Source organism: Burkholderia ubonensis (assembly GCF_902833085.1).
Taxonomy (GTDB): Bacteria; Pseudomonadota; Gammaproteobacteria; order Burkholderiales; family Burkholderiaceae; genus Burkholderia; species Burkholderia ubonensis.
Genome location: NZ_CADFEB010000001.1, coordinates 788,298 through 812,783 on the forward strand (window position 1 = coordinate 788,298; position 24,486 = coordinate 812,783).

Below are 24,486 nucleotides of genomic sequence, written 5' to 3' on the forward strand. Positions count from 1 at the left end.
CCCGCCATGCCGCTGCCACGCGCGCTTCGTATGGTCTTCGGATTCCAGTGGCCTGTTCAAGGCGCATCGACACGCGCGGCTACGGATCGGCGCCGGCCTCGGCGCGATCGCGGCAACGCGCAATTTTCCAGGGTTCGGGGTGAAGAATGGCAGCACGCGCACGCGCAGTACGACAACATGACCCGATTCGTTCGCGGTCCGTCCTGAGATCGGACCTGCGTCCGCTATGCCGGGCGGTCGCCGTGATGCTGGCGGCGGGCGTCACCGCGCACGCGCAGGCGGCGGGCATCGTGAACCTCGGGCAAGCGACCGCGCGTGCGCCCGGCGGCGGCGCGGGCGGCGCAGGCGGCTTGGCCGGCGTGCCGAATCTCGGCGTGTCGCCGCAGCAGGCGCTGCAGGCGAGCCAGCCGTCGATCCGCAACCTCGGCTACGCCGCGCATGCGATCGCCGCGCAGATCGCCGCGCAGCAGAATGCGGCCGCGGCCGCCGCCAGGCTGCCGTCGAGCGTGCCGAACGGGCTCGCGCCGGGCGGGCTGCAGGTCGCGGCGGGCGCGACCAACGATCCGAACAACCCGGTGCTGTGGTTCAACGCGAACGCGCCGCAGCAGAGCGTCGACGCGAACGGGCACGTGAACGTCGACGTCAGGCAGACCGGGCAGAACGCGGTGCTGACGTGGGAGACGATGAACGTCGGCCGGCAGACGACGCTCAATTTCGACCAGTCGGCCGGCACGCAGACGAACGGCGCGAACAACTGGGCGGTGCTGAACCGCGTGAACGACCCGAGCGGGCGGCCTAGCCAGATTCTGGGGAACATCACCGCGCAGGGGGCCGTGTATGTGATCAACCGGAACGGGGTGCTGTTCGGGGCGGGGTCGCAGGTCAACGTGCATTCGCTGGTGGCGTCGTCGCTGAATCTGCTGGACATGAAGAACCAGCCGGTGCCGACGCCGGACGGCATTGCCGCGAGCAACCGGCAGTTCCTGAGCCTGTCGGCCGGTACGACGGGGGGGCTCGCCTATCCCGAGTCGGGCAGTTCGTCCGGCGTGGCGGGGGCGAATCGCCCGAACGAGGTGCTGGGGCTCGGCAACGTGGCGACGGCGAACGGGACGTATCAGGCGCCGGGCGACATCACGATCGAGCAGGGTGCGTCGATCACGACGCACGTGAACGGCACCGTCAGCGACGGCGGCTTCGTGCTGGTCGCGGCGCCGAACGTGACGAACGGCGGCAGCATCACGGCGACCGACGGCCAGGTCGTGCTGGCTGCGGGCATCGGCGTGAGCCTGCGGCCGAACGGTGTTCCGAGGCCCAATCCGCAACTGCTGCTGCCCGAGCTGAGCGGCCAGATCGTCACGTCGCAAAACGGCGTGACGGCCGACGTCACGCCGGCGGGCACGCTCGTCAACACGGGCATCGTGCAGGCCGCGCGCGGCAACGTGAACCTGCTCGGCAGCCGCGTCGCGCAGGACGGCGTGGTGGGCGTCACGACGAGCGTGAACACGCCGGGCCGGATCACGATCTCGACCGTCGACGAGTACCGGTCGAACGATCCGCTCGGCAACGCGTATCCGGGGACGCCGCTCGTGACGGGCACCGCCGACGACGCGCACCGGGCGGGCCTGCTCACGTTCGGCCCCGGATCGGTGACGACCGTGCTGCCGGACAACAACGGCCAGACGGCGACGTCGACGCCCGGCACGGTGTTCACGCCGGGCGGTATCGCGATGACGGCGGGCGCGGTGTGGTTCCAGCGCGGATCGCTGATCGAGGCGCCGGGCTCCAACGTGTCGGTGACGGCGCTTTCGCCGTCGGCGTTGGTCTATACGCCCGACGTCGCGCGGAACGCGGCGCCCGGCCGCATTTATCAGGATGCCGGCTCGACGATCGACGTGTCGGGGCTCGCGAACGTCGGGCTGCCGATCGGCCAGACGCTCGTCACGGTGCCGCGCATCGGCCAGAACGAGCTCGCCGATTCGCCGCTGCTGCGCGACAGTTTCCTGGCCGGGCTGAAGAACGTGATCGTCGACAGCACGCTGACGGGTACGCGCAGCGACGGCGTGTCGTGGGTCGGCAGCCCGATCCTGAACCTGTCGGGCTATGTGAACCTGATGCCGCGCACGGTCGACCAGCTGCTGACCAACGGCGGGACGATCACGCTGTCCGGCAACGAAGTGATGACCGCGCCCGGTTCGTCGATGAACCTGAACGGCGGCTACGTGCACTACGAAGGCGGCATCGTCGCCACGACGCGCCTCGTCGACGCGAACGGCGCGATCGTGCCGATCGGGCAGGCGAGCCCGTACCAGACCTACGTCGGGATCGCGGGCCAGTTCGTCGAAAACCATCCGCGCTGGGGCGTGGCGAAGTCGTGGTACAACCCGCTGCAGACGGGCGGGGTCTATCAGCCGGACTACATCGTCGGCGGCAACGCGGGCACGCTCGATCTCTTCGCGACCTCGGCGCTCGTGCTCGACGGCGACATCAGCGCGCACGCGTTCGGCGGCGCGAAGCAGATGCAGGGCAACAGCCTGCCGTCGGGCGGGACGTTCAATCTCGGCGCCGATCCGAAGCTCGACGGCAGCGCGCTCGCCAATCTCACGTCGAACAACGCAAACGGCGCCCCGTCCGGCGTATCGGGCCTGACGATCCTGCAGGACCGGGCCCCGCAGCTCGACGATCTCGCGCCGGGCTTTTCGAGCAGTACGCCGATCGACAAGACGGCGCTGCAGAACGTCGCCGCCGCCGATCCGCGCAACGTGCTGACCACGATGGTGGTGCCGGTCGCCGCGCTGAACGGCGGCGGTTTCTCGAACGTGAGCGTGACGCAGGACACGCACGGCGGCAAGGGCATCGTCGTCGCGCAGGGCACGCGCCTGAACGTGCAGCCGGGCGGGTCCATCGCGCTCGTCAGCCCGACCGGCGGCGCCGACGTCAACGTATCCGGCAGCCTGTCCGCGCCGGGCGGCGCGATTTCGATCGCGAGCGGCGGCAACATCGTCGTCGGGCCGCAGGCGGTGCTCAGCGCGGCCGGCCAATGGGTCAACAACGACGTGCGGGCGGCGCCGGGCACGACGCCCGGCAACACCCAGTTCATCAACGGCGGCAGCATTTCGCTGGCGACCAGCGAGGGCTCGGTCGGAACCGTCGGCGTTGGTTTCAAGGACACGACGGGTTCGATCCTGCTGCAACCCGGCAGCGTGCTGGACCTGTCGAGCGGCGGTGAACTGCTGCCGAACGGCCAGTTGCTGATGCGGAACGGCATCCCGGTCGGGCGCGGCGGGAACCTGTCGTTGCAGACCTACGTGGCGCCCGCCACAAAGCAGTTCGGTCACACGGCCGACGGCGGCGCGGTCCTGCCGACCATTCAGCCGGCGAACGGCACGATCGCGCTCGGCGGCACGATTCTGAGCGACGGCTTCTCCGGCGGCGGCACGCTGACGCTGCAGGCGCTCGGCTTCCGGATCGGCGGCGATCCGGCGACCGCCGCGCCGTGGGACGTCTATTTGCCGGAGCGCTTCTTCGCGCAGCAGGGTTTCGGCAAGTACGTGCTGAATGCGTACTACGACGCGACCGTGGCGCCCGGCGCGACGGTCGCGCTCACGCAACGCAATCTCGTTCCCGACACGCTCGCGCTGCGGCAGGCGGCCACCGGCGCGAACCTGTCGACTTCGGGCCTGACGACGTCCGGCCGTCTCGACGACTATCACCGGCAGCCGACGAGCCTCGTGCTGACGGGCGGCAACGACGTGTCGTGGCTGACGTCGCTGGCAGCGGTGCCGTCGTACCCGGGCGTGACGGGCGCGGTCACGCTGTCGTCCGGCGCGTCGATCCATGCGGATGCCGGCGCGAGCATCGGCTTCGGCTCGCCGACGCAGGTGACGGTGCTCGGCTCGATCGTGGCGCCGGGCGGGGCGATCACGCTCAGCGCGGACACGGGCGGCCCGTTCGCGCAGACGGGGCAGTACAGCGTCTTCACGCCGAGCGACAGCCGGTCGGTCTGGCTCGGCGCAAACGCGACGCTCGACGTGTCGGGCGTCGCGATCGCGAATCCGCTCGCCGCGCCGGTCAAGGTCGGCGGGAAGGCCGTCGTGCCGAACACCGGCAAGGTCCTGCCGGGCGGCTCGGTCACGCTGTCGAGCGATGCGGGCTATGTGGCCGCGCAGCCGGGTTCGCGGATCGACGTGTCCGGCGCATCCGCGAACTTCGACCAGTTGCAGGCGAACGGCGCTTACGCGTCGCAGCCGCTCTGGAGCGATGCCGGTTCGATCACGCTGTCCGCCGCGTACGGCCTGTTCGCCGACGCGACGCTGGCCGCGCAGGCGGGCGCCGCGCAGGGGCGGGGCGGTACGCTGACGATCCTGCCGCATCAGAGCGGCGGCGCCGGGGCGACCGCGCTGGTCGTGCGGCAAGGCGGCGAACTGACGCCGGCCGGCCTCGCGGCGGGCCAGAGCTTCGTCACGGCGATCGATCCGACCACCGGATTGCCGATCGGCCAGCCGACCGGCGTGCTCCAGTTCGCGGCCGACAGGCTGGACGGATCGGGGGTCGCCAATCTGGTGCTCGGCAACGGCGGGATTACGCCGTTGGGCATGGAGGTGCCGCCGATCGTGTTTGCGGGCGATGTCAGGCTGGCGCTGTCGGAATCCGTCACGTTGAATACCGGCCGCATCGCGGCGCTCGGGATGGACCAGCTCGCGACGCTGCTGTCGACGCCGGCCCGTCAGCCGAGCGGCGGCACGATACCGCGGTCCGTCATCCAGGACCTGCTCGCGCAGCCGCCGCAGCGACCGCTCGGCACGACGATCGAAATCGATGCGCCGTACGTCGCGCTGGCCGGGCCGGCATTGACATCGCAATCTCCGGCATTCGCGCCGGTTGCGACGGTGTCCGACGCGACGCTGAACGTGAACGCGTCGTTCATCGACCTGCGCAACCAGTTCCAGCTCAACAACATCGGACACGCGAACTTCACCAGCGCCGGCGACATTCGCGTGAGTTCGATCAATGCCAATCCGGCGGGCACGGCTGCGGCCCCCGGCATGCTCTATACGCCCGGCAATCTGTCGTTCAAGGCAGCGAACCTGTATCCGGCCACCGGCAGCACGTTCATCGTCGATGCGGTCGGGCCGACCGATCCGGCAACGGGCAAGCCCGCGCCGACGACGGTCACGTTCGCGTCGAACGGCGCGTCGGCCACGCCGCTGTCGGCGGGCGGCACGTTGCTCGTCGATGCGACCGACATCGTGCAGGGCGGCACGGTGCGCGCGCCGTCCGGCACGATCGTGTTCGGCGTCGGCGATCCGTCGAATGCCGCGACCAAAGCGCAATTCGCGGGTCTGCCGCTCGTCGCGACCGATTCGGTCACGCTTGCGAACGGCAGCACGACGTCGGTATCGAATGACCGCCTCCTGATTCCGTACGGCACGACGGTCGACGGCGTCGCGTGGCAGTTCAACCCGATCGCGGACGTGACGGCGCCCGACCTGGGCGCGCCGCCCGCGAAGTACGTCGGCGTCAACGCCGGCCGCGTCGCGCTCGACAAGGGCGCGAAGATCGACCTGTCGGGCGGCGGCGACCTGCAGGCGGTCGAGTGGGTGCCCGGCACGGGCGGCACGCGCGACGTGCTGTCGCAATACAACATCAGCTATGCGAACAATCCGGCCGGCGTGACGGTGCCGGTCAATCCGGGCGCGGCGAACGTCTATGCAATCGTGCCGGGCGCGCAGTCGCCGGTGGCGGCCTACGATCCGGTATTCGCGCAAACCGCGCAGCCGCCGGCGGGCGGCGCGGCGGGCAGCACGACGGCGAGGCTCGGCGTCGGCCAGGCCGGCATGAACGATGCGATCGGCAAGGCCGTGTACCTGTCCGGCGTGCCGGGGCTGGCCGCCGGCTACTACACGCTGCTCCCGGGCAAGTACGCGACGCTGCCGGGCGCGTACCGCGTGACGGTGGCGGGCGTGCCCGGCAATGTCGTGCCGGGCGCGAGCCAGGTGCTGCCGGACGGCACCGTGACGACGGCGGGCTACTTCGCCGATGCGGTGACGGGCGGCCGCAGCGCGACGCCGACGCTGTTCAGCGTGCAGTCGGGGCCGGTCTGGCAGCGATACTCGCAGTACACGCTGACGGGCGCGAACGGCTTCTTCGCGGCGCAGGCCGCGAAGAAGGGCAACGTGACGCCGCCGCTGCCGGTGGACGGCGGCCAGCTCGTGCTCGCCGCGACCCGGGCGCTGACGCTCGGCGCGACGCTGAACACGGCCGCAGGCAGCGGCGGTGCGCCGGCCGAAGTCGACATCGCGTCGCAGGACATCCAGATCACCGGCAATGGCGCCGCCGCGTTGCCGGGCTATCTGCAGATCGGCAGCGACGCGCTCGATTCGCTGAACGCGGGCAGCCTGCTGATCGGCGGCACGCGCGCGGCGACCGCGAAAGGCGTGACGATCACGCCGATCGCGAACAGCGTCGTCGTGTCGAACGATGCCAACACCGCGCTCAAGGGCCCGGAAATCCTGCTCGTCACGAAGACCGACGCGAGCGGCGCGGACGCAAACGCGGCGAACGGCTTGCGCGTCGATGCGGGCGCATCGATCGCGGCGGCGGGCGACTATCCGGCGGCGAAGGACCTGCCGATCGCGATTGCGGGCGACGGCGCGCTGCTGCGCGTGTCGAACGGCGCGATGGCGCCGCTCACGCGCACGGGCTCGACCGGCAGCGGCCTGCTGACGGTCGCCGCCGGCGCGACGCTGACGGGCGGGCAGGCGCTGACGCTCGATTCGTCGGGAAACCTGAAAGTCGATCCGAGCGCCGTGCTGTCGGCCAAGGCAATCACGGCGGACGGCTCGGCGATCACGTTCACGGGCGCGAACGGCGCGGCGGCCGCGGCGCTGCCGGGCTTCGTGATCGATCCGGCGGGGCTGGCGCAATTCGGCAACGCACAGCAGGTGACGCTGCGCAGCTACGGCGCGATCGGCTTCGTCGGCGACGTGAACGCGACGTTCGGCAACAGCGTGGACCTGAGCGCGGGCACCTTCACGAGCGACGGCGGCCACGTGACGCTGAACGCGCAGCAAATCGCGTTCACGAACGAGACGGGCGCGCCGAACGGCGCGGCCGCAACGGGCAACGGCACGTTGACCGTCAATGCAAAGGAAATCGATTTCGGCGCGGGCACGAAGACGATGAGCGGTTTCGGGGCCGCGAGCATGACGGCGACGGGCGGCATCGTCGGGCAAGGCACCGGCGCGTTCGACTTCGGCGCGCTGCCCGTCACGCTGAATGCGCCGGTGTATCTCGCCGATACGAGCTCGGCATCGACGGTGAAGACGACCGGTGCGTTGACGCTGAACGGCGCGCCGGGCGCCGCGCTTGCAAAGACGCCGGTCGGCGGCGCGTGGCGCTTCGTCGGCGGGACGATCGCCGACAACGGCGCGACGATCGCCGCGCCGGCGGGCAACGTGAGCCTCGAGGCGACGAGCGGCAACCTGACGATCGGCAGCGGCGCGACGGTGAGCGCGGCCGGGGTGTCGAAGCCGTTCTTCGACGTTGTGCGCTACGCGCCGGCCGGCGCGATCACGCTGACCGCCGACAAGGGCACGGTCGACGTTCAGGCGGGCTCGACGCTCGACTTCTCGGGCGCGAACGGCGGCGGCGCGGCGGGCAGCCTGACGCTGTCGGCGCCGCAGCAGGTCGTGAACCTGAACGGCACGATCAAGGGCGGCGCGGCGAGCGGCTACGCGGGCGGGTCGCTGTCGCTCGACACGGGCGGCGCGGCCGATCTCGACGCGTTATCGAAGACGCTGGCGTCGAGCGGCGTGAACCAGGCGATCGCGATCCATACGCGCGCGGGGAATCTCGCGCTGTCGGCCGGCAGCACGCTGACCGCGCACGCGGTGTCGCTGACGGCGGACGGCGGCGCGGGCAACGCGGCGGACACGGCGAACGGCAACGTGAACGTACTGGGCACGATCGACGCGTCGGGCAAGGCCGGCGGCGCGATCGCGCTGTACGGCCGCAGCGGCGTCGACGTCGAAGGCACGCTGCTCGCGCGCGGCTCGAATCCGAACCAGCGCGGCGGCAAGGTCGACATCGGCACGGGCGGCGTGTTCGATCCGAATTCGCCCAATCCGTACGACACGACCTACGGCTACGAGCACATCGATCCGTCGCGAGCCGGGCTGATCCGGGTCGGCGCGAATGCGCTGATCGACGTGTCGGGCGGGACGGCGGGCGGGCTGTCGGGCGGCACGGTGAATTTCCGCGCACCGCTGCTGGCGGACGGCACCGTGAACGTGTCGCTGCCGCCGTCGGGCTTCAACGCGGACAAGGGAATCGCGGGTTCGCGCGCGACGACGCTCGAGGCCTACGCGGTGTGGAGCACGACGGATGCGACGGCGGGGGCGAAGCATTTCGACGGCGTGATCGATCCGGCCGGCTGGTATGACGCCCGAGGGCACCTGCTGGCCGGCACGTTCACCGCGCAGAGCGCGTCCGGCTCGCCGGCGACCTTCACGTTCACGCCGGATGGAACCGGCGGCGGCACGGTGACGAACGACGCGACGGGCGCGACGGCGGCGGTGACGCAGGCGCAGTTGCAGAGCGGCTACGGCGCGATCGGCTTCGGCGGGCTGCAGACGATGTTCTTTGCGCTGGCGTCGGGCGGCGCCAACGCGGATCATCAGACCTTCTACGGCTACCTGGGCGGGGACGCGTCGGCGGCCGCGCCGGGCACGCTGATGGGCTTCGTGCGGCACGGGCTCGATGCGCTGAAGAATCCGTTCGCCGGCACCGGGATCGCGAATGCGCGCATCGTGCCGGGCATCGAGCTGGACAATCCGAGTGCATCGATCAACGGCGGCAACATCGCGGTGCTGACGAACTGGAACCTCGGGGCAGGGACGTCGCCGACGAATCCGGCATTCCGGTTCAACGGACAGGCGCCGGTCGTGACGTTGCGGGCGGAGAACGACGTCGACGTCAGGGCGAGCCTGTCGGACGGCTTTTTCCAGATCGACAATCCGATCGGGAGCAGCATCGTCGCGCCGCGACCGACGCCGTCGAATTACGGCGCCGCGAACTATGCGTGGTCGGCGCAGCCGTTCGGCCCGTTCAATTACATCCTGGCGAACTACAGTTATCTCGGCCTGAGCGGGCCGTACAACTGGACATCGGGGAACAGCGACGAGATTGCGCAGTATTACGGCATGTACAAGGAATATGCGCAGTACCTGATGTCGCAGCTGTCCGACGGCGCCTGGGCGCTCAACTACGCGGACATGTTGCATCAGAATGCGCAGCAGGCGGCAGGGCAGCCCGTACTGACGCTTCAGGCGCCGACGGCGGCCCAGGAGCAGGCCGACCCGACGTGGTATCCGCGTTATCTCGCGCAGTATCAGTCGTACGTCAAGGACATGATCAAGTGGCAGGCCGCCCATCCTGGCGTCACGCCGCACATCGACCAGGTGCAGGCGCCGCCGACCGTGCTGGTGCCGGTCATCGCCGGGGACATCACGGTGCAGCCGCCCCAGACGGACAACACGCCGGCGCCGGTCGCGGTGGCGGCGAACGCGCTGCCGCTGCTTTCCGCCAGCCTGAACCCGGGGAGCAGCACGTCGTACCGGCTCGTGGCGGGCGCCGATGCGTCGAGCGCCAATCCGCTCGCGCTGAAGCCGTCTGACGTGTTCTCGGCGTCGACGGGCGGCAACGTGATCGTGGACGGGCATTTCGAGTACAACAACGCGACCAATCCGAACATCGCCAATCCGAACGGCCTTGCCGTCGTCGCGCCGACGATGGTCCGGACCGGCGTCGGCTCGATCGACGTCGCCGCGGCGAACGACGTCTCGCTGTTCGATCCGGCCGCCGCGCGCGAGCCGGGGGCGACGGTCATACCCGGCGTGATCTACACGGCCGGCACGCCGTCGCCGAAGGCGCCCGTCACGCCGGCGGGGTCGACCACGGTCGTGCAGGGCGGGGCGGCGCCGGCGCCCAATATCCTCGTCACGTCGGCGGTCAATCCCGAAGCCGCGGGCGACATTTCCATCCGCGCGCAGGGCGACATCGCCGGTCTCGAGAACGTCATCGACACGAACGGCACGATCTCCGGGCGGGCCGGTGCGTCGATCGGCCAGTTCTGGTGGCAGTGGATGCAGGTCACCGCGAAGCCGACGATCGTCACGGGCGGCAGCGGCTATGTGCCGATCGACCGCACGTCGATCGACTTCGGCGCGTTCGGTCAGGGCGTCATGAGCGTGGGCGGCAACGTCTCGATCAACGCGGGCGGCAACATCGCCGATCTCGGCGTGTCGCTGCCGACCACCTGGTACAAGGATGCGACGGGCACGCCGATCACGGTCGGCGGGGGCAACCTGACGGTGCGGGCGGAGGGCGATATCCGGAGCGGCGACTATTTCGTCGCGAAGGGCGAGGGAACGATCGCGGCAGGCGGGCGCATCGGTTCGGACATCGTCGTGCAGCCGTGGCTGGTCGGGCAATCGCCGATGTCGGTCTCGACCTTGCTGGCGACGCAGGACGGTGTGCTCGATGTCAGCGCACGTCAGGGAGCGGACATCGGCGGCGTGTTCAATCCGTCGTACGTGCAGGGCGATGTGCTGCAGAACAGCTACAAGCGGTATGCCGATTCGCAGGCCTATTCGGCAAATTCCGCGGTGAATGTCCAGGCCACGACGGGTGACGTCGTGTTCGGCTCGCTGCCTGCGAAAAAACTCATTGGCGGATCGGACCAAGGTGAGAATCCGAAGAACGACTTGTCGTACATCTTGCCGGCAACCGTGAATGTGACCGCGTTCTCGGGCGGTGTCGACGTCTTGTCGAGCACCGCACTTTTCCCTTCCTCGTCGGGCAATCTGAATCTCGTCGCGGATCAATCGGTCAACTTCTCGAATCTCTATGGCAATGTCACGGGGCGCGCCAGATTCGGCATGCTCGATCTGGATCCGTCATTGATGCCTTCCGCGGCGAATCCGTTCGCCGTCGTGCCCGTGCTCGGCGATACGACGGCGGCGGCGCACGCCGTCGGCGCGTTACATGCCGACGATCCGGTACCGGCGCGCATCTATAGCCTGAACGGCGATATCGTGAGTGGCACGGTGCAGACAACCGGTCGCAACGCAGGATTCTACGACCAGCTATTGTCGATCATGACCGACAAGCCGGCGTTGATCCAGGCCGGTCGGGACATCGTCAACCTGTCGTTCCAGGGGCAGAACCTGCGCAAGTCGGACGTTACCCGGATCGTGGCAGGGCGCGACATCCATGACACGCCGCTGGCGTACAACGCAGAGACCGTGCCGGCATTGGTCCTGGGCGGGCCGGGAACCTTCGACATCGACGCGGGGCGGAATATCGGCCCGCTGACGAGTCAGACGGAAGTCTACGCCGCAAAAGCGGGCGGATCGTCGGTCACGGCGGGGCTGACGGGCATCGACGCAATCGGCAATGCGTTCAATCCGAACCTGCCGCACGACGGCGCGAACGTGAACGTATTGTTCGGTATCGGTCCGGGCATCGACACCGGCACGTTCATCTCGAAGTACGTCGACCCTGCGAGTTCGGTGCCGGGCGTGGCGGGCACGGCGCCCGCACTCATCGCGTTCGTGCAGCAGTACGAGGCTGGACGGGTGATCGATACGGGGCTGGTGAAGAACCAGCCGGCGCTCGCCCCGCTCGACGCGGCGCAGGCGTGGGCGAAGTTCAAGGCATTGCCGTCGTACGTTCAGCAACTGTTCGCGGAGCAGGTGCTGTTCAACGTGCTGACGCGTGTCGGCGAAGACTACAACAATGCCGCCAGCCCCTATTTCCAGAAGTACGCACGCGGCTACGAGGCGATCAATACAATGTTCCCCGCGTCGTTCGGCTATACGGCGAACAATTTGGGCGGCGGCGGAAACGGCGCGAACAAACCGGTCGCGACCGGCGATCTGGACATCCGCAACACGACGATCCAGACGCAGCAGGGCGGCAACATCTCGATCCTCGGGCCGGGCGGGCAGGCGCTGGTGGGCAGCGCGTCGGCGCCGCCGCAGATCGTGGACGCCAACGGCAACGTGATCGTCGGCCCCGGCGCGATGGGCATCCTGACGCTCGAGAAGGGCGACGTGAACATCTTCACGGATCGCAGCGTGCTGCTCGCGCAAAGCCGGATCTTCACCGAGCAGGGCGGCGACATGACGATCTGGAGCTCGAACGGCGACATCAACGCCGGCAAGGGCGCGAAGTCGGCGGCCGATACGCCGGCGCCGCAGTATCTGTGCGACGCGAACCACTACTGCACGGTCGACGCGCGCGGCCAGGTGACGGGCGCCGGCATCGCGACGCTGCAGACCGTGCCCGGCGTGCCGCCGGGCACGGTCAACCTGATCGCGCCGCGCGGCACGGTCGATGCGGGCGATGCCGGGATTCGCGCGGGCAACCTCAATGTCGCGGCGCTGCGCGTGGTGAACGCGGACAACATCCAGGTGACGGGCAACGCGAGCGGCGTTCCGCTGGTGCAGGCGGTGAACACGGGCGCGCTGACCGCGGCGAGCGCGGCCGCGACGGCGGCCAGCCAGGTTGCGCAGGACCTCGCGAAGAACGGCGCATCGGGTGCGCCGGCGCGTCGCTGGACGATTTCGGTGCAGGTCGAAGGATTCGGCGACGCGGGCGACGATGGTTCGCGAAAGCGCAAGCAGGCGAGCTACGATCCGTCGAACGCCGTGTCGATTCTCGGCTTCGGGCAGGCCGGGGCCGCCCAGCGAGCTGCGTTGACCGAGGATGAGCGCGCGAAGTTGGGAAAGATCTGAGGGCAGCGAGGTGAAGCATGACGCGGGCCGCCGGTTTTTGCCGGTGGCTCGCGTTTTTTTGTATGCCGGGTCGCGCGGATCGCAGGGCGAGAAGACGTCATGCGGGGGAACGCGAGGAAGCGTCACCGAAACTGCGAGATGGATGCGCGGGATACCTCGAATGATCGACGCAAAGCTGGCATTCGTGTAGTGGCCGTCCGGAAAGTCGTGCACGGCGGTCACGACCTGTACGGGAGCATGGATGCCGAGTCCGAATCGGGTTCGCCCGTAGATGATTTTCGGTGCGTGATCGTTCGGTGTCCTGGAAGGTAGTGCCGACTCAGCGGACGACCGGGCACGCGGATTGAAGATACAAACGAAAACTGCGCCCTTGGTTGCCCAAGGGCGCAGCCGTGTCGATGGCGGTCAGTCGACCCGCCGAACGCTCAACGACCCGTGACCGTGCCCGCGCAGACGGTCGCGTTGCCGATGTCGAGGTTGAAGCCGCTCGCGTTGCTCAGGAAGTCGTTCGAGATGGCCGTCCGGTAGCCCGACGGCACCGTGTCGAAGCCGTTGCCATGAACGATCGACGCGAAGCTCGCGTTCGTGAAGTGCGCGTTCAGGAAGTCATGCACGGCTGTCTTGACCGACGCATCCGCGTAGCACTGGCTCAGGATGATCTGGCTCGTGCCCGAGACCGGATAGCCCGACGTCGGCTTGCCGACGTTCGGCACCCAGTTCGCCGGGTTCGAAGCGGCGGCCTTGGTGGTCGGCGCTTGAGCCGTCGCCGTGCTGGCGATCGCGGCCGAAGCGTTCGCATACGTCGGCGCGTAGTACTGGGTGCCGTTCACGAGGCTCGCCACCGGCAGTTGCAGCGCGCCGGCCGCCGTCACGACCGTGCTCGACGGGGCGAGGAACGTGTTCGTGTAGTCCGGGCTCAGGTAAGCCACGGCGGCCGTGCCGGCCGACGAGAAGCTCGCCAGCTGGCCGCGCACGCCGCCGCTGCCCGACACGGGGACGAAGTTCGACGGGACGCCGCCTGGGAACGCGGTCGTGTTCGCGAACGTCAGCGAGTCGATGAACGTCACGCCGGCGGCCGTGTTGACGGTCGTACAGACGGCTGCGAGATGGCGGGTCAGCAGTTCGGTGGTGCCGCTGCCGTCCGCACGATAGATCACCTTGATCGGCGCGTTCAGCGGGTAGGCCGAGCCGGTTTCCGGGTTGACGACCTGGTTCCAGTTCGTCAGCTTGCCCGAGAAGACGCCGCACAGGTCGTCGTCGTTCAGCGCGATGCTGTGCGCCTGACCCGGCGTCGTTTGCGGCGTCGTCGTGCTCGCCACGGCCGGGCCGTTGACGACCGGCACGGCGATCGGCGTGACGATGTACGGGATCTGGATCAGCGGACCGTTGGTCGCGCCGAGGCCCGACTTGTACGACGTGAGCTGCGTGGCCGACAGCGCCGCATCGCTGTTCGCGAAATGGACCGTGCCCGTGACGCCCGCGCCGAAGAACGTCGGCTGGTTGTTCAGGAACGCGTTCATGCCGGCGCCCGAGCCGACCGAGTAATACGTGAACGAGCCTTGGGACGTGCCGAACAGGCCGATTTCGGTTGCGGGGTTGCCGATCGCGCCGATGGTCGGCGCGACGAGCGACGAGCCGCCGCCTTGCACGTTCGGAGCGGCCATCGCGGCCGTTGCGCCGATGCTCGAAACGAGAAGAGCCAGGACCTGACAGATCTTGCGCTTGCTGGATTTCATGAAAATTCCCTTGAACGAAGATAAACGACGGGGAGCCTGCTGCTGCGGCCTGAATGCGATATCGGCCGCGGAGTAACTGTAGGAGGGAATTCGCAATGCGCGTGTGAATTTTTCATAAAGAATGGTCCGTAACATTTTTGATGAAAGGCCGATTGCCTTGCTCCGATTGATAAATCATCGAATCAACGAGAATGCAGGCCAGGGTGTTGCTCGAGCGTGGCGGAGCATCACCCGGAATCGCGCTAGCGTAGCCCCGAGTCATTTTCGTGGCAGATGTTACGGACCTTTCCGACGATCGGCGCGCGGGTTGAAAGTCGAATTTCATTAATTCATTTACCGGTCGGCGAAAATAGCAAATGCCGACAAGAAAAGAATCAAACCAAATAATCCCCGCCGTCCCAAAAGGTAGCCCAACATCCGTCACAAATTTGCGCCGGTTCACTCTTTAGTCTTTGCCCGCGAATCCACCGGGCGCGACGTCGCTCGAGGCAGTGTTGCGCGTGACGGGAGGCCGCTGACATGTCCGCATTCCGCTATGAAGCGATCGATCGCGTCGGCAAGACGCTGAGGGGCGTGCTGGAAGCCGACAGCGCGCGCGCGGGGCGCAGCCAGCTGCGCACGCAGGGGCTCACGCCGCTCGTCGTCGAGCTGGCCGCGTCGCGGCTGCACGGCGAGCGCAATCAGCGTCTCGCGCTTGGCCGCAAGCTGTCGCAGCGCGAGCAGGCGATCCTCACGCGCCAGCTCGCGAGCCTGCTCGTCGCCGGGCTGCCGCTCGACGAATCGCTGTCGGTGCTGAGCGAGCAGGCCGAGCGCGAATACGTGCGCGAGCTGATGGCGTCGATCCGCGCCGAGGTCGTCGGCGGCCATTCGTTCGCGAATGCGCTCACGCAGCATCCGCGCGATTTCCCGGAAATCTATCGCGCGCTCGTCGCGGCGGGCGAGCACACGGGCAAGCTCGGCATCGTGCTGTCGCGTCTCGCCGACTACATCGAGCAGAGCAATGCGCTGAAGCAGAAGATCCTGCTCGCGTTCACGTATCCGGGGATCGTCACGCTGATCGCGTTCGGCATCGTCACGTTCCTGCTGAGCTACGTGGTGCCGCAGGTCGCGAACGTGTTCACGAGCACCAAGCAGCAGTTGCCGATGCTGACGGTCGTGATGATGGCGCTGTCGGATTTCGTGCGGCACTGGTGGTGGGCGTCGCTCGCCGCGTTCGCGGGGGTGGTCTTCGCGATCCGCAAGGTGCTGTCGCAGACGGGGCCGCGCCTCGCGTTCGACCGCTGGCTGCTGACCGCGCCGCTCGCCGGCAAGCTGGTGCGCGGCTACAACACGGTGCGCTTCGCGAGCACGCTCGGCATTCTCACGGCGGCCGGCGTGCCGATCCTGCGCGCATTGCAGGCGGCGGGCGAGACGCTGTCGAACCGCGCGATGCGCGGGAACATCGACGACGCGATCGTGCGCGTGCGCGAAGGCTCCGCGCTGTCGCGCGCGCTGAACCACGTGAAGACGTTTCCGCCGGTGCTGGTGCACCTGATCCGTTCCGGCGAAGCGACCGGCGACGTGACGACGATGCTCGACCGCGCGGCGGAAGGCGAGGCGCGCGAGCTCGAACGCCGCACGATGTTCCTGACGAGCCTGCTCGAACCGCTGCTGATTCTCGCGATGGGGGGCGTGGTGCTCGTGATCGTGCTGGCGGTGATGATGCCGATCATCGAGCTGAACAACATGGTGCAGTGATTTTGACGCGAGAGCGAATGACGACATGATGACGCGAGACCACGAGACCGAACCGGCGCACGACGCGATGCGCCGAACCTGCGGCGGCGGTCGCCACGCGCAGCGCGGCTTCACGCTGATCGAGATCATGGTGGTGGTCGCGATTCTCGGCATCCTCGCCGCGCTGGTGGTGCCGAAGATCATGAGCCGGCCGGACGAGGCGCGCCGCATCGCGGCGAAGCAGGACATCGGCACGATCATGCAATCGCTGAACCTGTACCGCCTCGACAACGGCCGCTACCCGTCGCAGGAGCAGGGCCTGCACGCGCTGATCCAGAAGCCGGGCACCGAGCCGATCCCGGGCAACTGGAAGGACGGCGGCTATCTCGAGCGGCTGCCGAGCGACCCGTGGGGCAATGCGTACCAATACCTGAGTCCCGGCACGCACGGCGCGATCGACGTGTTCAGCTACGGCGCGGACGGCAAGGCGGGCGGAGACGGAAACGATGCGGACATCGGCTCGTGGCAATAGGCGCGTCGGTGCCGCGCGGCGCGCGGCGGGCTTCACGCTGCTCGAAATGCTCGTCGTGCTGGTGATCGTCGGGCTGCTGGTCGCGGTCGTGACGCTCGCGCCGTCGCGCAACCGGCGCACGGAGCTGGCCGAGGACGCCCAGCGGCTCGCGAGCCTGCTCGAATCGGCCGGCGACGAAGCGCAGGTGCGCTCGATGGCGATCGCGTGGCAGCCGGTCGGCGGCGGTTACCGGTTCGTGCAGCGCACGGAGAGCGGCGCATGGCTGCCGATGACCGACGACCTGTTCCGCGCGCGCCGCTGGGGCGCGGAAGTGACCGGCGTGTCGGTCCGTCATACGGGCGGCGGCGAAGCAATCGAGCGCGTCGTGCTCGGCGACGAAAGCATCGACGTGCCGGTGACGATCACGCTGTCGTCCGGCTCGACACGGCTTCGCGTCGTCGGCACGGGGATCGGCAACTTCGTCGTGCAACAGCCTTGAGCGGCCCTACGACCGGCATACGAAAGGCTCGCGATTTGGCCGCTCGCCGTCACAATTCACCTGACTGTCACACGCTCCGCGCACAATCCGTCATTCGCTTGCCGCGAAGTCGCCCACGGGGGTGCGGGGGATTCGCCGGCAGCGTGCAACTTCACTTCCGTCCAGGAATTCATGATTCGTTCACGGGCGCCGGCCGGCGTCCTGGCGATCGTCGCGTGGTTCACCCTTGCCGCGTTGTTCATGCGTGTCGTGCACGCGCAGGAGACCGGAACCGCCGGACGTCAGCCGGGTGCCACGGCGCACTTCGATCTGCCCGCGCAGCCGCTCGCGAAGGCCTTGCAGGATTTCGCGCGGATCACCGAGCTGATCGTGCTGGCGCCCGCGCCGCTGCTGGACGGGCGCACGAGCGCGCCGGTCCGGGGCGAATTCATGCCGCGCGAAGCACTGGAGAGGGTGCTGGCGGGAACGGGGTTGCGCGCGGAATTCGCGCGGCCGGACGAGGCGATCATCGTCGCGCGGCCGGCGGCCGACACGGCGCCGGCCACGGTCGAGGCGCCGGCGGATTCCGCGCTGCCGATCGACGGGGTCGGCGCTTCGGACGAACTGCACACGTTCGCGGGCCTGTTGCAGGCGCATCTGGTCGATGCGCTGTGCGCGCAGCCGGCGGCGGTTCCGGGAAGCTATCGACTCGTCGCGCAAGTGCGCATCGATAACAAGGGGGCGGTGGTGGCGGTCAACATGGTGGCATCGAGTGGTCTTGCGTCGCGCGACGCGGCGGTCCTGCGCGCGCTGCGCACGCTGAGGCTCGACGCGGCGCCGCCGGCGGCGCTGCCGCAGCCGGTCACGATCCTGCTGCGGCCGGTCGGCAACGGCGTGCATTTCCGCTGTCCGCGGACAGCCGAACGGAACTAGGCGGTCATGTCCGACACCACCCGCGCCGGGCTCAGGAAGCTGCTGGCGTCGCGCTACGCGTACCTGGTCAGGCGGCTCGAGCGCGTGACGGGATCGAAGGACGGCGCCGCCGACGCGCTGCACGAGACCTGGCTGCGCCTCGAAAACGCGAACGTGTCCACGCAGGTGACCAACGCCGACGCCTATATTCTCGGGATGGCGAACAACGTCGCGATCGACCAGCATCGCCGCGAGCGGCGGCACCTGCACGACGACGACGTCGAGACGCTGCTCGAGCTGCCCGACGAGGTGGCCGATCCCGAGCGCATCGTCGCCGCGCGGCGCAAGGTCGACGCGCTGAAGGACGTGCTGCGCGGCTTGCCGCCGCGGCGCCGGGCGATCCTGCTGGCCGCCCGCGTCGACGGGCTGCTGAATCGCGAGATCGCCGAGCGCTTCGGCATTTCGCTGCGGCTCGTCGAAAGCGAGCTGAGCGCGGCGATGAAGTACTGCCTGCAGCGCATGCAGGAAGAGGGTGAGTCGTACACGGGTTCGCGCGGCGGGCCACGTAAATTTTGAGCATCCGGACGATGACGAAAGCCCAGGCCGATTCCGCACACGACACGCTCGACGAAGCGAGCGCGTGGCTGCTGCGTCTGCGCTCCGGCAGCGCGACCCGGGACGACGTCGACGCGTTCGAGCGCTGGTGCGCCGCTCGTCCGCAGGCCGCACAACTGCTGCGCGACACGTGGGGCACGTTGCGCACCGCCACGGCGGAACTCGCGCAGGAGGAACGCACGGCCGCCGCGTGGGCAAACGTTGCAAAGCGTGAACGCACGATGCGCACGGGCCGGCGCGCGTTCGTCGGCTTCGCGGTCGCGGCCGGCGCGTCGTGGCTCGCGCTGCGGCCGCCGATGGCGCTGTGGCCGTCGCTGGCCGAGCTCGCGGCCGACTACCGTACGGGCACCGGCGAGCAGCGCCAGGTCGCGCTGGCGGCGGGCGTGACGGTCGAGCTGAACACCCGGACGCGGGTCGACGTGCTGCCCGCGAGCGTCGCCGCGCGCGGCGTCGAGGTGGTCGCCGGCGAAGCGGAGATCGACGCCGCGCCGGCGTCGGGCCGTGCGGCGGCGCTGCAGCCGGTCGTCGTGGTCGCGGGCGGCGGCCGGATGCAGGCGACGGTCGCGAAGTTCAACGTGCGCCGCACCGGTGCGCAGGTATGCGTGACCTGCCTGTCGGGCACGGTCGCGCTGCAGCATCCGCGCGGCGCGCGCACGCTGCGCGCCGACGACCAGGTGACCTACGACGACCGCGGCGTGCAGCCGGTGTCGCGCGTCGATCCGGGCGCCGTCAGCGCATGGCGGCGCGGGATGCTCGTGTTCAACGGCGTGCCGCTCGCGGAGGTCGTCGACGAGATCAACCGGTATCGGCCCGGCAAGGTCATCCTGCGCAGCGGCGCGCTCGCCGCGAACCGCATGCAGGCGCAATTTCCGATCACGCGGCTCGACGACGTGATCGACATGGTTGGCCGCCTGTACGGCGCGCACATCACGCGGCTGCCCGGCAACATCGTGCTGCTGAGCTGAGCGCCGACGCGCCGCATCTCCATCATCGCGTCCCGCGTCCTGCGGGTTACGCGTCTTCGATTCGACATCGTCAATGAGGGCCGGCAAACGCCGGGCGGCCGTTCGCGGCTGCCCGGTGGAGCGTCGTCGGACCCGAGGCGTGTGTGGCAAAGCGCCCCGCGCAGCGCATCGCTGCGTTGCGCGGGAAGAACGCGTTCATTTGGCTTCGGGCGGTGGCGTGATCATGACCATATCGCAACGGGATGAATATTCCGGCGACGCGCAGGCGCTCGCCGACGAGATTCGCGAGGGCGCCATTCGCTGGCTGCTCTGGCTGCGCGCCGGCGATGCGACCGCGCGCGAGCTCGATGCTTTCCGGCGCTGGCGAATGCGCAGCGCCGAGCATGCGCGCACCGCGCACGAGCTGATCTGGCTATGGGCGGTGCTCGGCATGCTCGGGCAAGCGGAACCGGACGGGTCGACGCAGGTGCATTGACGCGACCGCCCTACAGGTCCGACGGCAGCAGCGTGACGCGCTCGCCGGCGAGCGGCATCGGACACAGCGCGACCGCGCGCAGGATCCGCTGCCGGTTCAGCTCGAATGCGAGCAGCAACTGCCGATGGCTCGCGTCCGCCGCGCCGAGGTGCTGGCGCAGCGTGTCGGGCGGCAGCGCGTAGGCGGCGTAGCCCCAGCCGAATCCGTAGGCCGAAAACCAGATTTCCGAATCAGTCGACGCCATCGGTGCAGTGAGGTAAATGCAGGGCAAGGGCATGTCGCAGGTCCGTTGAAGTGTTGGGATTGTGACGACGGCGTGACGCGACAACACTACCGCAACGTTGCCGGTTTGGCGATGGATGCGATGCGCGACGATGCCCGCATCGCAAGAAAGTCTGCGGGTTATGCGAACCCGCTACGACCTAGTAAACGAGAGCGAGGGGCCGTGAAGCGGGACCGGGGGGGCCGGCCATCCGGGGCCGGCCATCCGGGGCCGGCCGTCCGGGGGCCGGGCGAGACCGCCCCCCGGATTGCCGCGACCGAGAGAGAGCAGGTACAGAGCAACGACAGAGCAAGAGAACTCAGGGGCCGAGCCGCGCGCCGGCGGCATCAGCGCGCGGACGGATCGTCCTGCGCACCGGCGCGTGCGCGTGCCCAGGCGGCATCGAGCGGGTCGTCGGCGTCGCGCAGGGGCTCGCGCAGAAACGGAAAGCGTTCGGCGAGCGGTGCGGATTCTTGCAGGGCCACGATATGGTTGATCATCCATTGCAGCAGCTCGCCGCCGTGCCGGACCTGGTCCGGCCGCCAGTGCGGCATCGCGGCGAACAGCCCGGCGAATCCGCTCCAGCGGGACGGCCGGTCGTTGTCGCCGGGCCGCAGGTAAGTGTTCATCGACACGTCGCGTGCGTCGGTCAGCACGCCGACGAACAGCCCGAGCGAGGTCGGCACGCCGACCTGCCGCCAGCCTTCCGCGAGCGCGAGCGAGCGGATCACGCGCGCGCACACGAACGCGATGCGTGTTTCATGTTCGATCCCGGCCAGCGACATCACACCGTTGCGCTGCATGCAGCGGGCCACCGCATGCGGCCGGATCGCGTTCGACGCGAAGCTGCGCAGCACGAGATCGGGCACCGTGAGCTGCAGCTGGAATTCGCGCAGGCCGTGCTCGGCGCTCATCGTCGAGAAATTGACGAACAGCCCTTCGAGCCGGCCGAGCGCGCCCACGTAGGGCTCGAGCCCGAGCCGCGCGAGCTTCGGCGCGATCTGCCGTTCGAGGAGCCGCATCAGGTTGCGGCGGGTGCGCGCGCCGGTGAAGCCGTCGATGCCGCGCGTGACGACGTCGCTGATCTCCCAGCGGCGTTCTTCGGCGAAGAGGCGGGGCGAGCGGCTCAGGTCGAACCGGGCGCGGCCGTGCGCCACGCGGGGGTCTACGTACATGCCGGGGTCTCGTGCAGCGATTGCGGGCGGAGCGCCGCGACGCGACGTCGTCGCGCGCATCCGGTCGCTCACGATGCTGCTGCGTCGCAAGCGGCGCGTCAAGTGCGGCCGGCCCGAGCGTGTCGCGCTCGCGTCCAATCCAACCCAGACGAGGTGATCAGGTGATGCGCATGGTCGTGGAACGCTTTGTCGAACAGAGTCCGATGACGATCATGGCGCGACTCGTCCTGCAATGCGCGCTGCATGACGACTGGATCGACGGCGCGGCCGCTACGGGCGACGAGCCGGACGGCGAGGCGATCCGCGAAGCGCTGTTCGCGCTGGCGGTCGACGCGATCGTGGCGATCGCGGCGCGGCAGCCGGGTTCGGGCCGTCCGCCGCACGCGTTCGACGGCGGCGCGGCAGCGGGGTTCGGTCCGGCCGTCGCGGCGCTGCACGACTGCATGAGCCGGCTGCGCGCCGGCTGGGGCCGCGCGCTCGTGAAGGACAGCGTCGAGCTGCTGCTGTCCGCGACGGCGCCGCGCCCGCGCGAAGGGCCTCGCTTCACCGGCGGCATGCGGCTGCGCGTGCTGGACGGCGGGATGCCGTGCGGGCACGACGCCGCCGGCTGCGGGTGCGGGTGCGGCAATCCCGGCCGCGAGGCCGCCGCGCACGCGCGGGTGCTGCCCGTCTATGACCCGGATCTTGGCATGATCGTCGATCTGCTGCCGCACGAGCGCGGCCGGATGCACGAGCGCGCATTCGCCGGTGCACTGCGGGAAGCGGTGCAGCCGGGCGAGCTGTGGATCATCGACGGCCGCTTCGAGACGGACGCGATCCTGTCCGGCTGGCCGCGCCGCGGCGGCGCGTGCATCGTGCGCGAGCACGGCCGCGCGGCCGCGTGCCGCGCGCTCGGCGACTGGCGCGACGCCGGGACGCACGACGGCGGCACGGTGCGCGAGCAGGCGGTCGGCCTGGCGGGCGACCACGATGCGTCGGCCGCGCTGCGGCGCATCGAATGGCGCAGCGCGCCGGACGCCGTGGTGACGCTGCTGACGGACCTGCCGGCCGCGCAGTTCGATGCGCGGCAGATCGTGCAGCTCGCGTGCCGGCCGTGGCGCGACGCGCTGCCGCTCGGGCCGGCGTTCGACGGCGCGCTGTTCGGCGACGTGCCGGCGCGCGCGGCGCTGCTCGCGCACGGCATCGTCGCGATGGCGTACAACGCGTTCGCCGCGATGACGAGCGTCGTTCGCGCCGCGCTCGATCTCGACGCGCGCGACGTCGAACGCCTGCCGTCGCACATCGCCGACGGCGTCGCGGCGACCTACGCGGGAATGATGATCGCGCTGCCGCCTGTGTGGTGGCGGCGCTACGACCAGTTGCCGGCGACGACGCTCGGCCAGATCGTGCGGCTGCTCGCCGCGCACGTCGATCCGCGCAGCGAGCGCAGGAAGCGTCGCGACAGCCGGCTGTCCGCGAAATCGCAGGCGCTGCTGCGCGCGGCGACGCTCGAGCGCCTGCTGCACGACGACGGCGACGATGCCGCGACGAACGTGTTCAGCCTGCGTACGATCGCGATGGCGACGCGCGATTTCAGCAGCAATCCGTCGAAGGCGCTCCGGCATGCGAGCGAAGCGCTGGTGATGGTCACGAAATACAACCGGCCGATCGCGCTGCTGGTGTCGATCGACGACTGGAACCGGCTGCTAGGCGAGGTGCGCGAAACGAGCATGACGCGGCTGTCGCTGGACTATGCGGGCGCGATGCAGAGCCTGCGTCCGGCCGCGTTCGGCGATGCGTCGCCGAATCAGGACGCGCGCGCGGCCGGCGTGCCCGGCGTGCCGGCCGTGGCCGCGCTCAGCTCGTGAGGCGGCGCACCCAGATCACCGACGTCCACGTGAAGTTGCCGCTGCCGTAGCGCGCGATCAGCGTGTCGATGCGCGCATTGATCCGTGCGGACTGCACGCGGCAATGCACGATGAAATAGCCGCTGTTCACGCCGACGGCCGAGCCGTCCGGCAGCGTCGCGTTGCCCTGGACCGGCGCGAGATACTCGGCGACGTCGCCGGTGCTGACGAAGTACGCGGTGCGGCGGCGCTCGACGAGGCGGCGCGCCTGGCTGCGCGACAGCGTCGGGATCGCGGCGACGAGCACGGGCTCGGCCGCGGTGTTGACGTTGACGGTGGTCAGGTCGGGCAGGATCGTCACGAGCGGCGCGAGCGCGGCGATCGCGCGGGCGTCGTAGCCGGGAATGCGCGCGAGGTCGTCGACCGACACGAGCTGCAGCGGCCAGCCGCCGGGACCGTTCGCGTCGCGCAGCGAGCGCAGCAGGTAGTCGGCCGTCTGCTGCGCGAGCGCCGGATCGAGCGACAGCTCGCCGAGCAGCCGGCGATACGCGAGCAAACCCTCGCCGTGGGTCTGCCACGGCTTGCCGGGCGCGACGCGCGACACGAGATTCATCAGGTTGAAGCGTGCCTGCGCATCCTCGACGTGGCCGGAAATCCGCGCGCGCGCGAGCTCGGCGTTGACCGTCGCGGCGGCCGGCGGCAGCAGGTTCGAGAGCGGCACGTCGGCGGCCGGCTGCGACCACGTCTGGCCGTCGAAAGTCACGTTCGACGTGGCGCTCTGCGCGCGCAGCGTCGCCCGTGCCCACTCGACGGCCGCGCGTTCGACCCACATCGTCTGCGTCGCGAGCCGCTGGTTCTCGACGTCGCGCGTCGCGACCTGCTGGCGCCACAGCACGCTCGCCGCGAGGGTGGCCGCCAGCGCGACGACGAGCAGCACCGTCACGATCGCGATGCCCCGTTCGCGCCGCGCGGCTGCCTTCCGCCCTCGTTCGTATCGATGCATTCGCGTGTCCCCGAC

13 protein-coding genes are annotated in these 24,486 nt (G+C 69.5%); 9 read left to right on the forward strand and 4 right to left on the reverse strand.

Annotated elements, in window-relative coordinates; translation table 11 throughout:
* Nucleotides 1–245: 245 nt before the first annotated feature.
* Nucleotides 246–12,797, forward strand: a complete 12,552-nt coding sequence (locus HWX31_RS03520) for a filamentous haemagglutinin family protein (protein ID WP_244143650.1) — start codon at nucleotides 246–248, stop codon at nucleotides 12,795–12,797.
* A 425-nt stretch (nucleotides 12,798–13,222) separates the two neighbouring features.
* Here HWX31_RS03520 and HWX31_RS03525 read toward each other — a convergent pair whose 3' ends face one another.
* Nucleotides 13,223–14,533: a substrate-binding domain-containing protein gene (locus HWX31_RS03525; protein ID WP_174965103.1), complete on the reverse strand. Its 1,311-nt coding sequence runs from the start codon at nucleotides 14,531–14,533 to the stop codon at nucleotides 13,223–13,225.
* Nucleotides 14,534–15,052: 519 nt separating this feature from the next.
* On the opposite strand from HWX31_RS03525, the gene gspF reads away from it, so the two are divergent.
* From gspF to HWX31_RS03560, 7 genes are all read left to right on the forward strand, one after another.
* On the forward strand, nucleotides 15,053–16,270 hold the full coding sequence (gene gspF / locus HWX31_RS03530; RefSeq protein WP_059612550.1) for a type II secretion system inner membrane protein GspF: 1,218 nt from the start codon (nucleotides 15,053–15,055) through the stop codon (nucleotides 16,268–16,270).
* Nucleotides 16,271–16,337: 67 nt separating this feature from the next.
* Nucleotides 16,338–16,781, forward strand: a complete 444-nt coding sequence (gspG, locus tag HWX31_RS03535; RefSeq protein ID WP_059776198.1) for a type II secretion system major pseudopilin GspG — start codon at nucleotides 16,338–16,340, stop codon at nucleotides 16,779–16,781.
* Nucleotides 16,756–17,259, forward strand: coding sequence for a GspH/FimT family pseudopilin (locus tag HWX31_RS03540; RefSeq protein ID WP_174965102.1), 504 nt, complete (start codon nucleotides 16,756–16,758; stop codon nucleotides 17,257–17,259). Before gspG ends, HWX31_RS03540 begins: the two co-directional genes overlap by 26 nt.
* A 171-nt stretch (nucleotides 17,260–17,430) precedes the next feature.
* Entirely contained in the window at nucleotides 17,431–18,171 is a 741-nt protein-coding gene (locus tag HWX31_RS03545) for a secretin and TonB N-terminal domain-containing protein (protein WP_174965101.1), read from the forward strand.
* Nucleotides 18,172–18,177: 6 nt separating this feature from the next.
* On the forward strand, nucleotides 18,178–18,726 hold the full coding sequence (locus tag HWX31_RS03550) for an RNA polymerase sigma factor (protein WP_042588213.1): 549 nt from the start codon (nucleotides 18,178–18,180) through the stop codon (nucleotides 18,724–18,726).
* Nucleotides 18,727–18,737: 11 nt separating this feature from the next.
* The gene (locus HWX31_RS03555) at nucleotides 18,738–19,730 is read left to right on the forward strand and encodes a FecR family protein (protein WP_174965100.1); all 993 of its coding nucleotides are present in this window, start codon (nucleotides 18,738–18,740) and stop codon (nucleotides 19,728–19,730) included.
* A gap of 223 nt (nucleotides 19,731–19,953) precedes the next feature.
* On the forward strand, nucleotides 19,954–20,205 hold the full coding sequence (locus HWX31_RS03560; protein WP_059739020.1) for a FecR/PupR family sigma factor regulator: 252 nt from the start codon (nucleotides 19,954–19,956) through the stop codon (nucleotides 20,203–20,205).
* 10 nt (nucleotides 20,206–20,215) lie between these two features.
* On the opposite strand, the gene HWX31_RS03565 is transcribed toward HWX31_RS03560, so the two are convergent.
* Together HWX31_RS03565 and HWX31_RS03570 are read right to left on the reverse strand one after the other, a co-directional pair.
* Complete coding sequence (locus HWX31_RS03565; RefSeq protein WP_174965099.1) at nucleotides 20,216–20,449, reverse strand: hypothetical protein; 234 nt, start codon at nucleotides 20,447–20,449, stop codon at nucleotides 20,216–20,218.
* A gap of 365 nt (nucleotides 20,450–20,814) precedes the next feature.
* The gene (locus HWX31_RS03570; RefSeq protein ID WP_174965098.1) at nucleotides 20,815–21,642 is read right to left on the reverse strand and encodes a hypothetical protein; all 828 of its coding nucleotides are present in this window, start codon (nucleotides 21,640–21,642) and stop codon (nucleotides 20,815–20,817) included.
* 203 nt (nucleotides 21,643–21,845) lie between these two features.
* On the opposite strand from HWX31_RS03570, the gene HWX31_RS03575 reads away from it, so the two are divergent.
* Complete coding sequence (locus tag HWX31_RS03575; protein WP_174965114.1) at nucleotides 21,846–23,489, forward strand: type II toxin-antitoxin system Phd/YefM family antitoxin; 1,644 nt, start codon at nucleotides 21,846–21,848, stop codon at nucleotides 23,487–23,489.
* Here the strand turns inward: HWX31_RS03575 and gspK are convergent.
* On the reverse strand, nucleotides 23,479–24,471 hold the full coding sequence (gspK, locus tag HWX31_RS03580) for a type II secretion system minor pseudopilin GspK (RefSeq protein WP_174965097.1): 993 nt from the start codon (nucleotides 24,469–24,471) through the stop codon (nucleotides 23,479–23,481). The genes HWX31_RS03575 and gspK overlap by 11 nt on opposite strands.
* Nucleotides 24,472–24,486 lie beyond the last annotated feature (15 nt).

Coding starts and splice junctions, on each gene's coding strand:
- HWX31_RS03520 (WP_244143650.1), top strand. CDS start 246: ATGCTGGCGGCGGGCGTCACCGCGCACGCGCAGGCGGCGGGCATCGTG.
- HWX31_RS03525 (WP_174965103.1), bottom strand. CDS start 14,533: ATGAAATCCAGCAAGCGCAAGATCTGTCAGGTCCTGGCTCTTCTCGTT.
- gspF (WP_059612550.1), top strand. CDS start 15,053: ATGTCCGCATTCCGCTATGAAGCGATCGATCGCGTCGGCAAGACGCTG.
- gspG (WP_059776198.1), top strand. CDS start 16,338: ATGCGCCGAACCTGCGGCGGCGGTCGCCACGCGCAGCGCGGCTTCACG.
- HWX31_RS03540 (WP_174965102.1), top strand. CDS start 16,756: ATGCGGACATCGGCTCGTGGCAATAGGCGCGTCGGTGCCGCGCGGCGC.
- HWX31_RS03545 (WP_174965101.1), top strand. CDS start 17,431: ATGATTCGTTCACGGGCGCCGGCCGGCGTCCTGGCGATCGTCGCGTGG.
- HWX31_RS03550 (WP_042588213.1), top strand. CDS start 18,178: ATGTCCGACACCACCCGCGCCGGGCTCAGGAAGCTGCTGGCGTCGCGC.
- HWX31_RS03555 (WP_174965100.1), top strand. CDS start 18,738: ATGACGAAAGCCCAGGCCGATTCCGCACACGACACGCTCGACGAAGCG.
- HWX31_RS03560 (WP_059739020.1), top strand. CDS start 19,954: ATGACCATATCGCAACGGGATGAATATTCCGGCGACGCGCAGGCGCTC.
- HWX31_RS03565 (WP_174965099.1), bottom strand. CDS start 20,449: ATGGCGTCGACTGATTCGGAAATCTGGTTTTCGGCCTACGGATTCGGC.
- HWX31_RS03570 (WP_174965098.1), bottom strand. CDS start 21,642: ATGTACGTAGACCCCCGCGTGGCGCACGGCCGCGCCCGGTTCGACCTG.
- HWX31_RS03575 (WP_174965114.1), top strand. CDS start 21,846: ATGACGATCATGGCGCGACTCGTCCTGCAATGCGCGCTGCATGACGAC.
- gspK (WP_174965097.1), bottom strand. CDS start 24,471: ATGCATCGATACGAACGAGGGCGGAAGGCAGCCGCGCGGCGCGAACGG.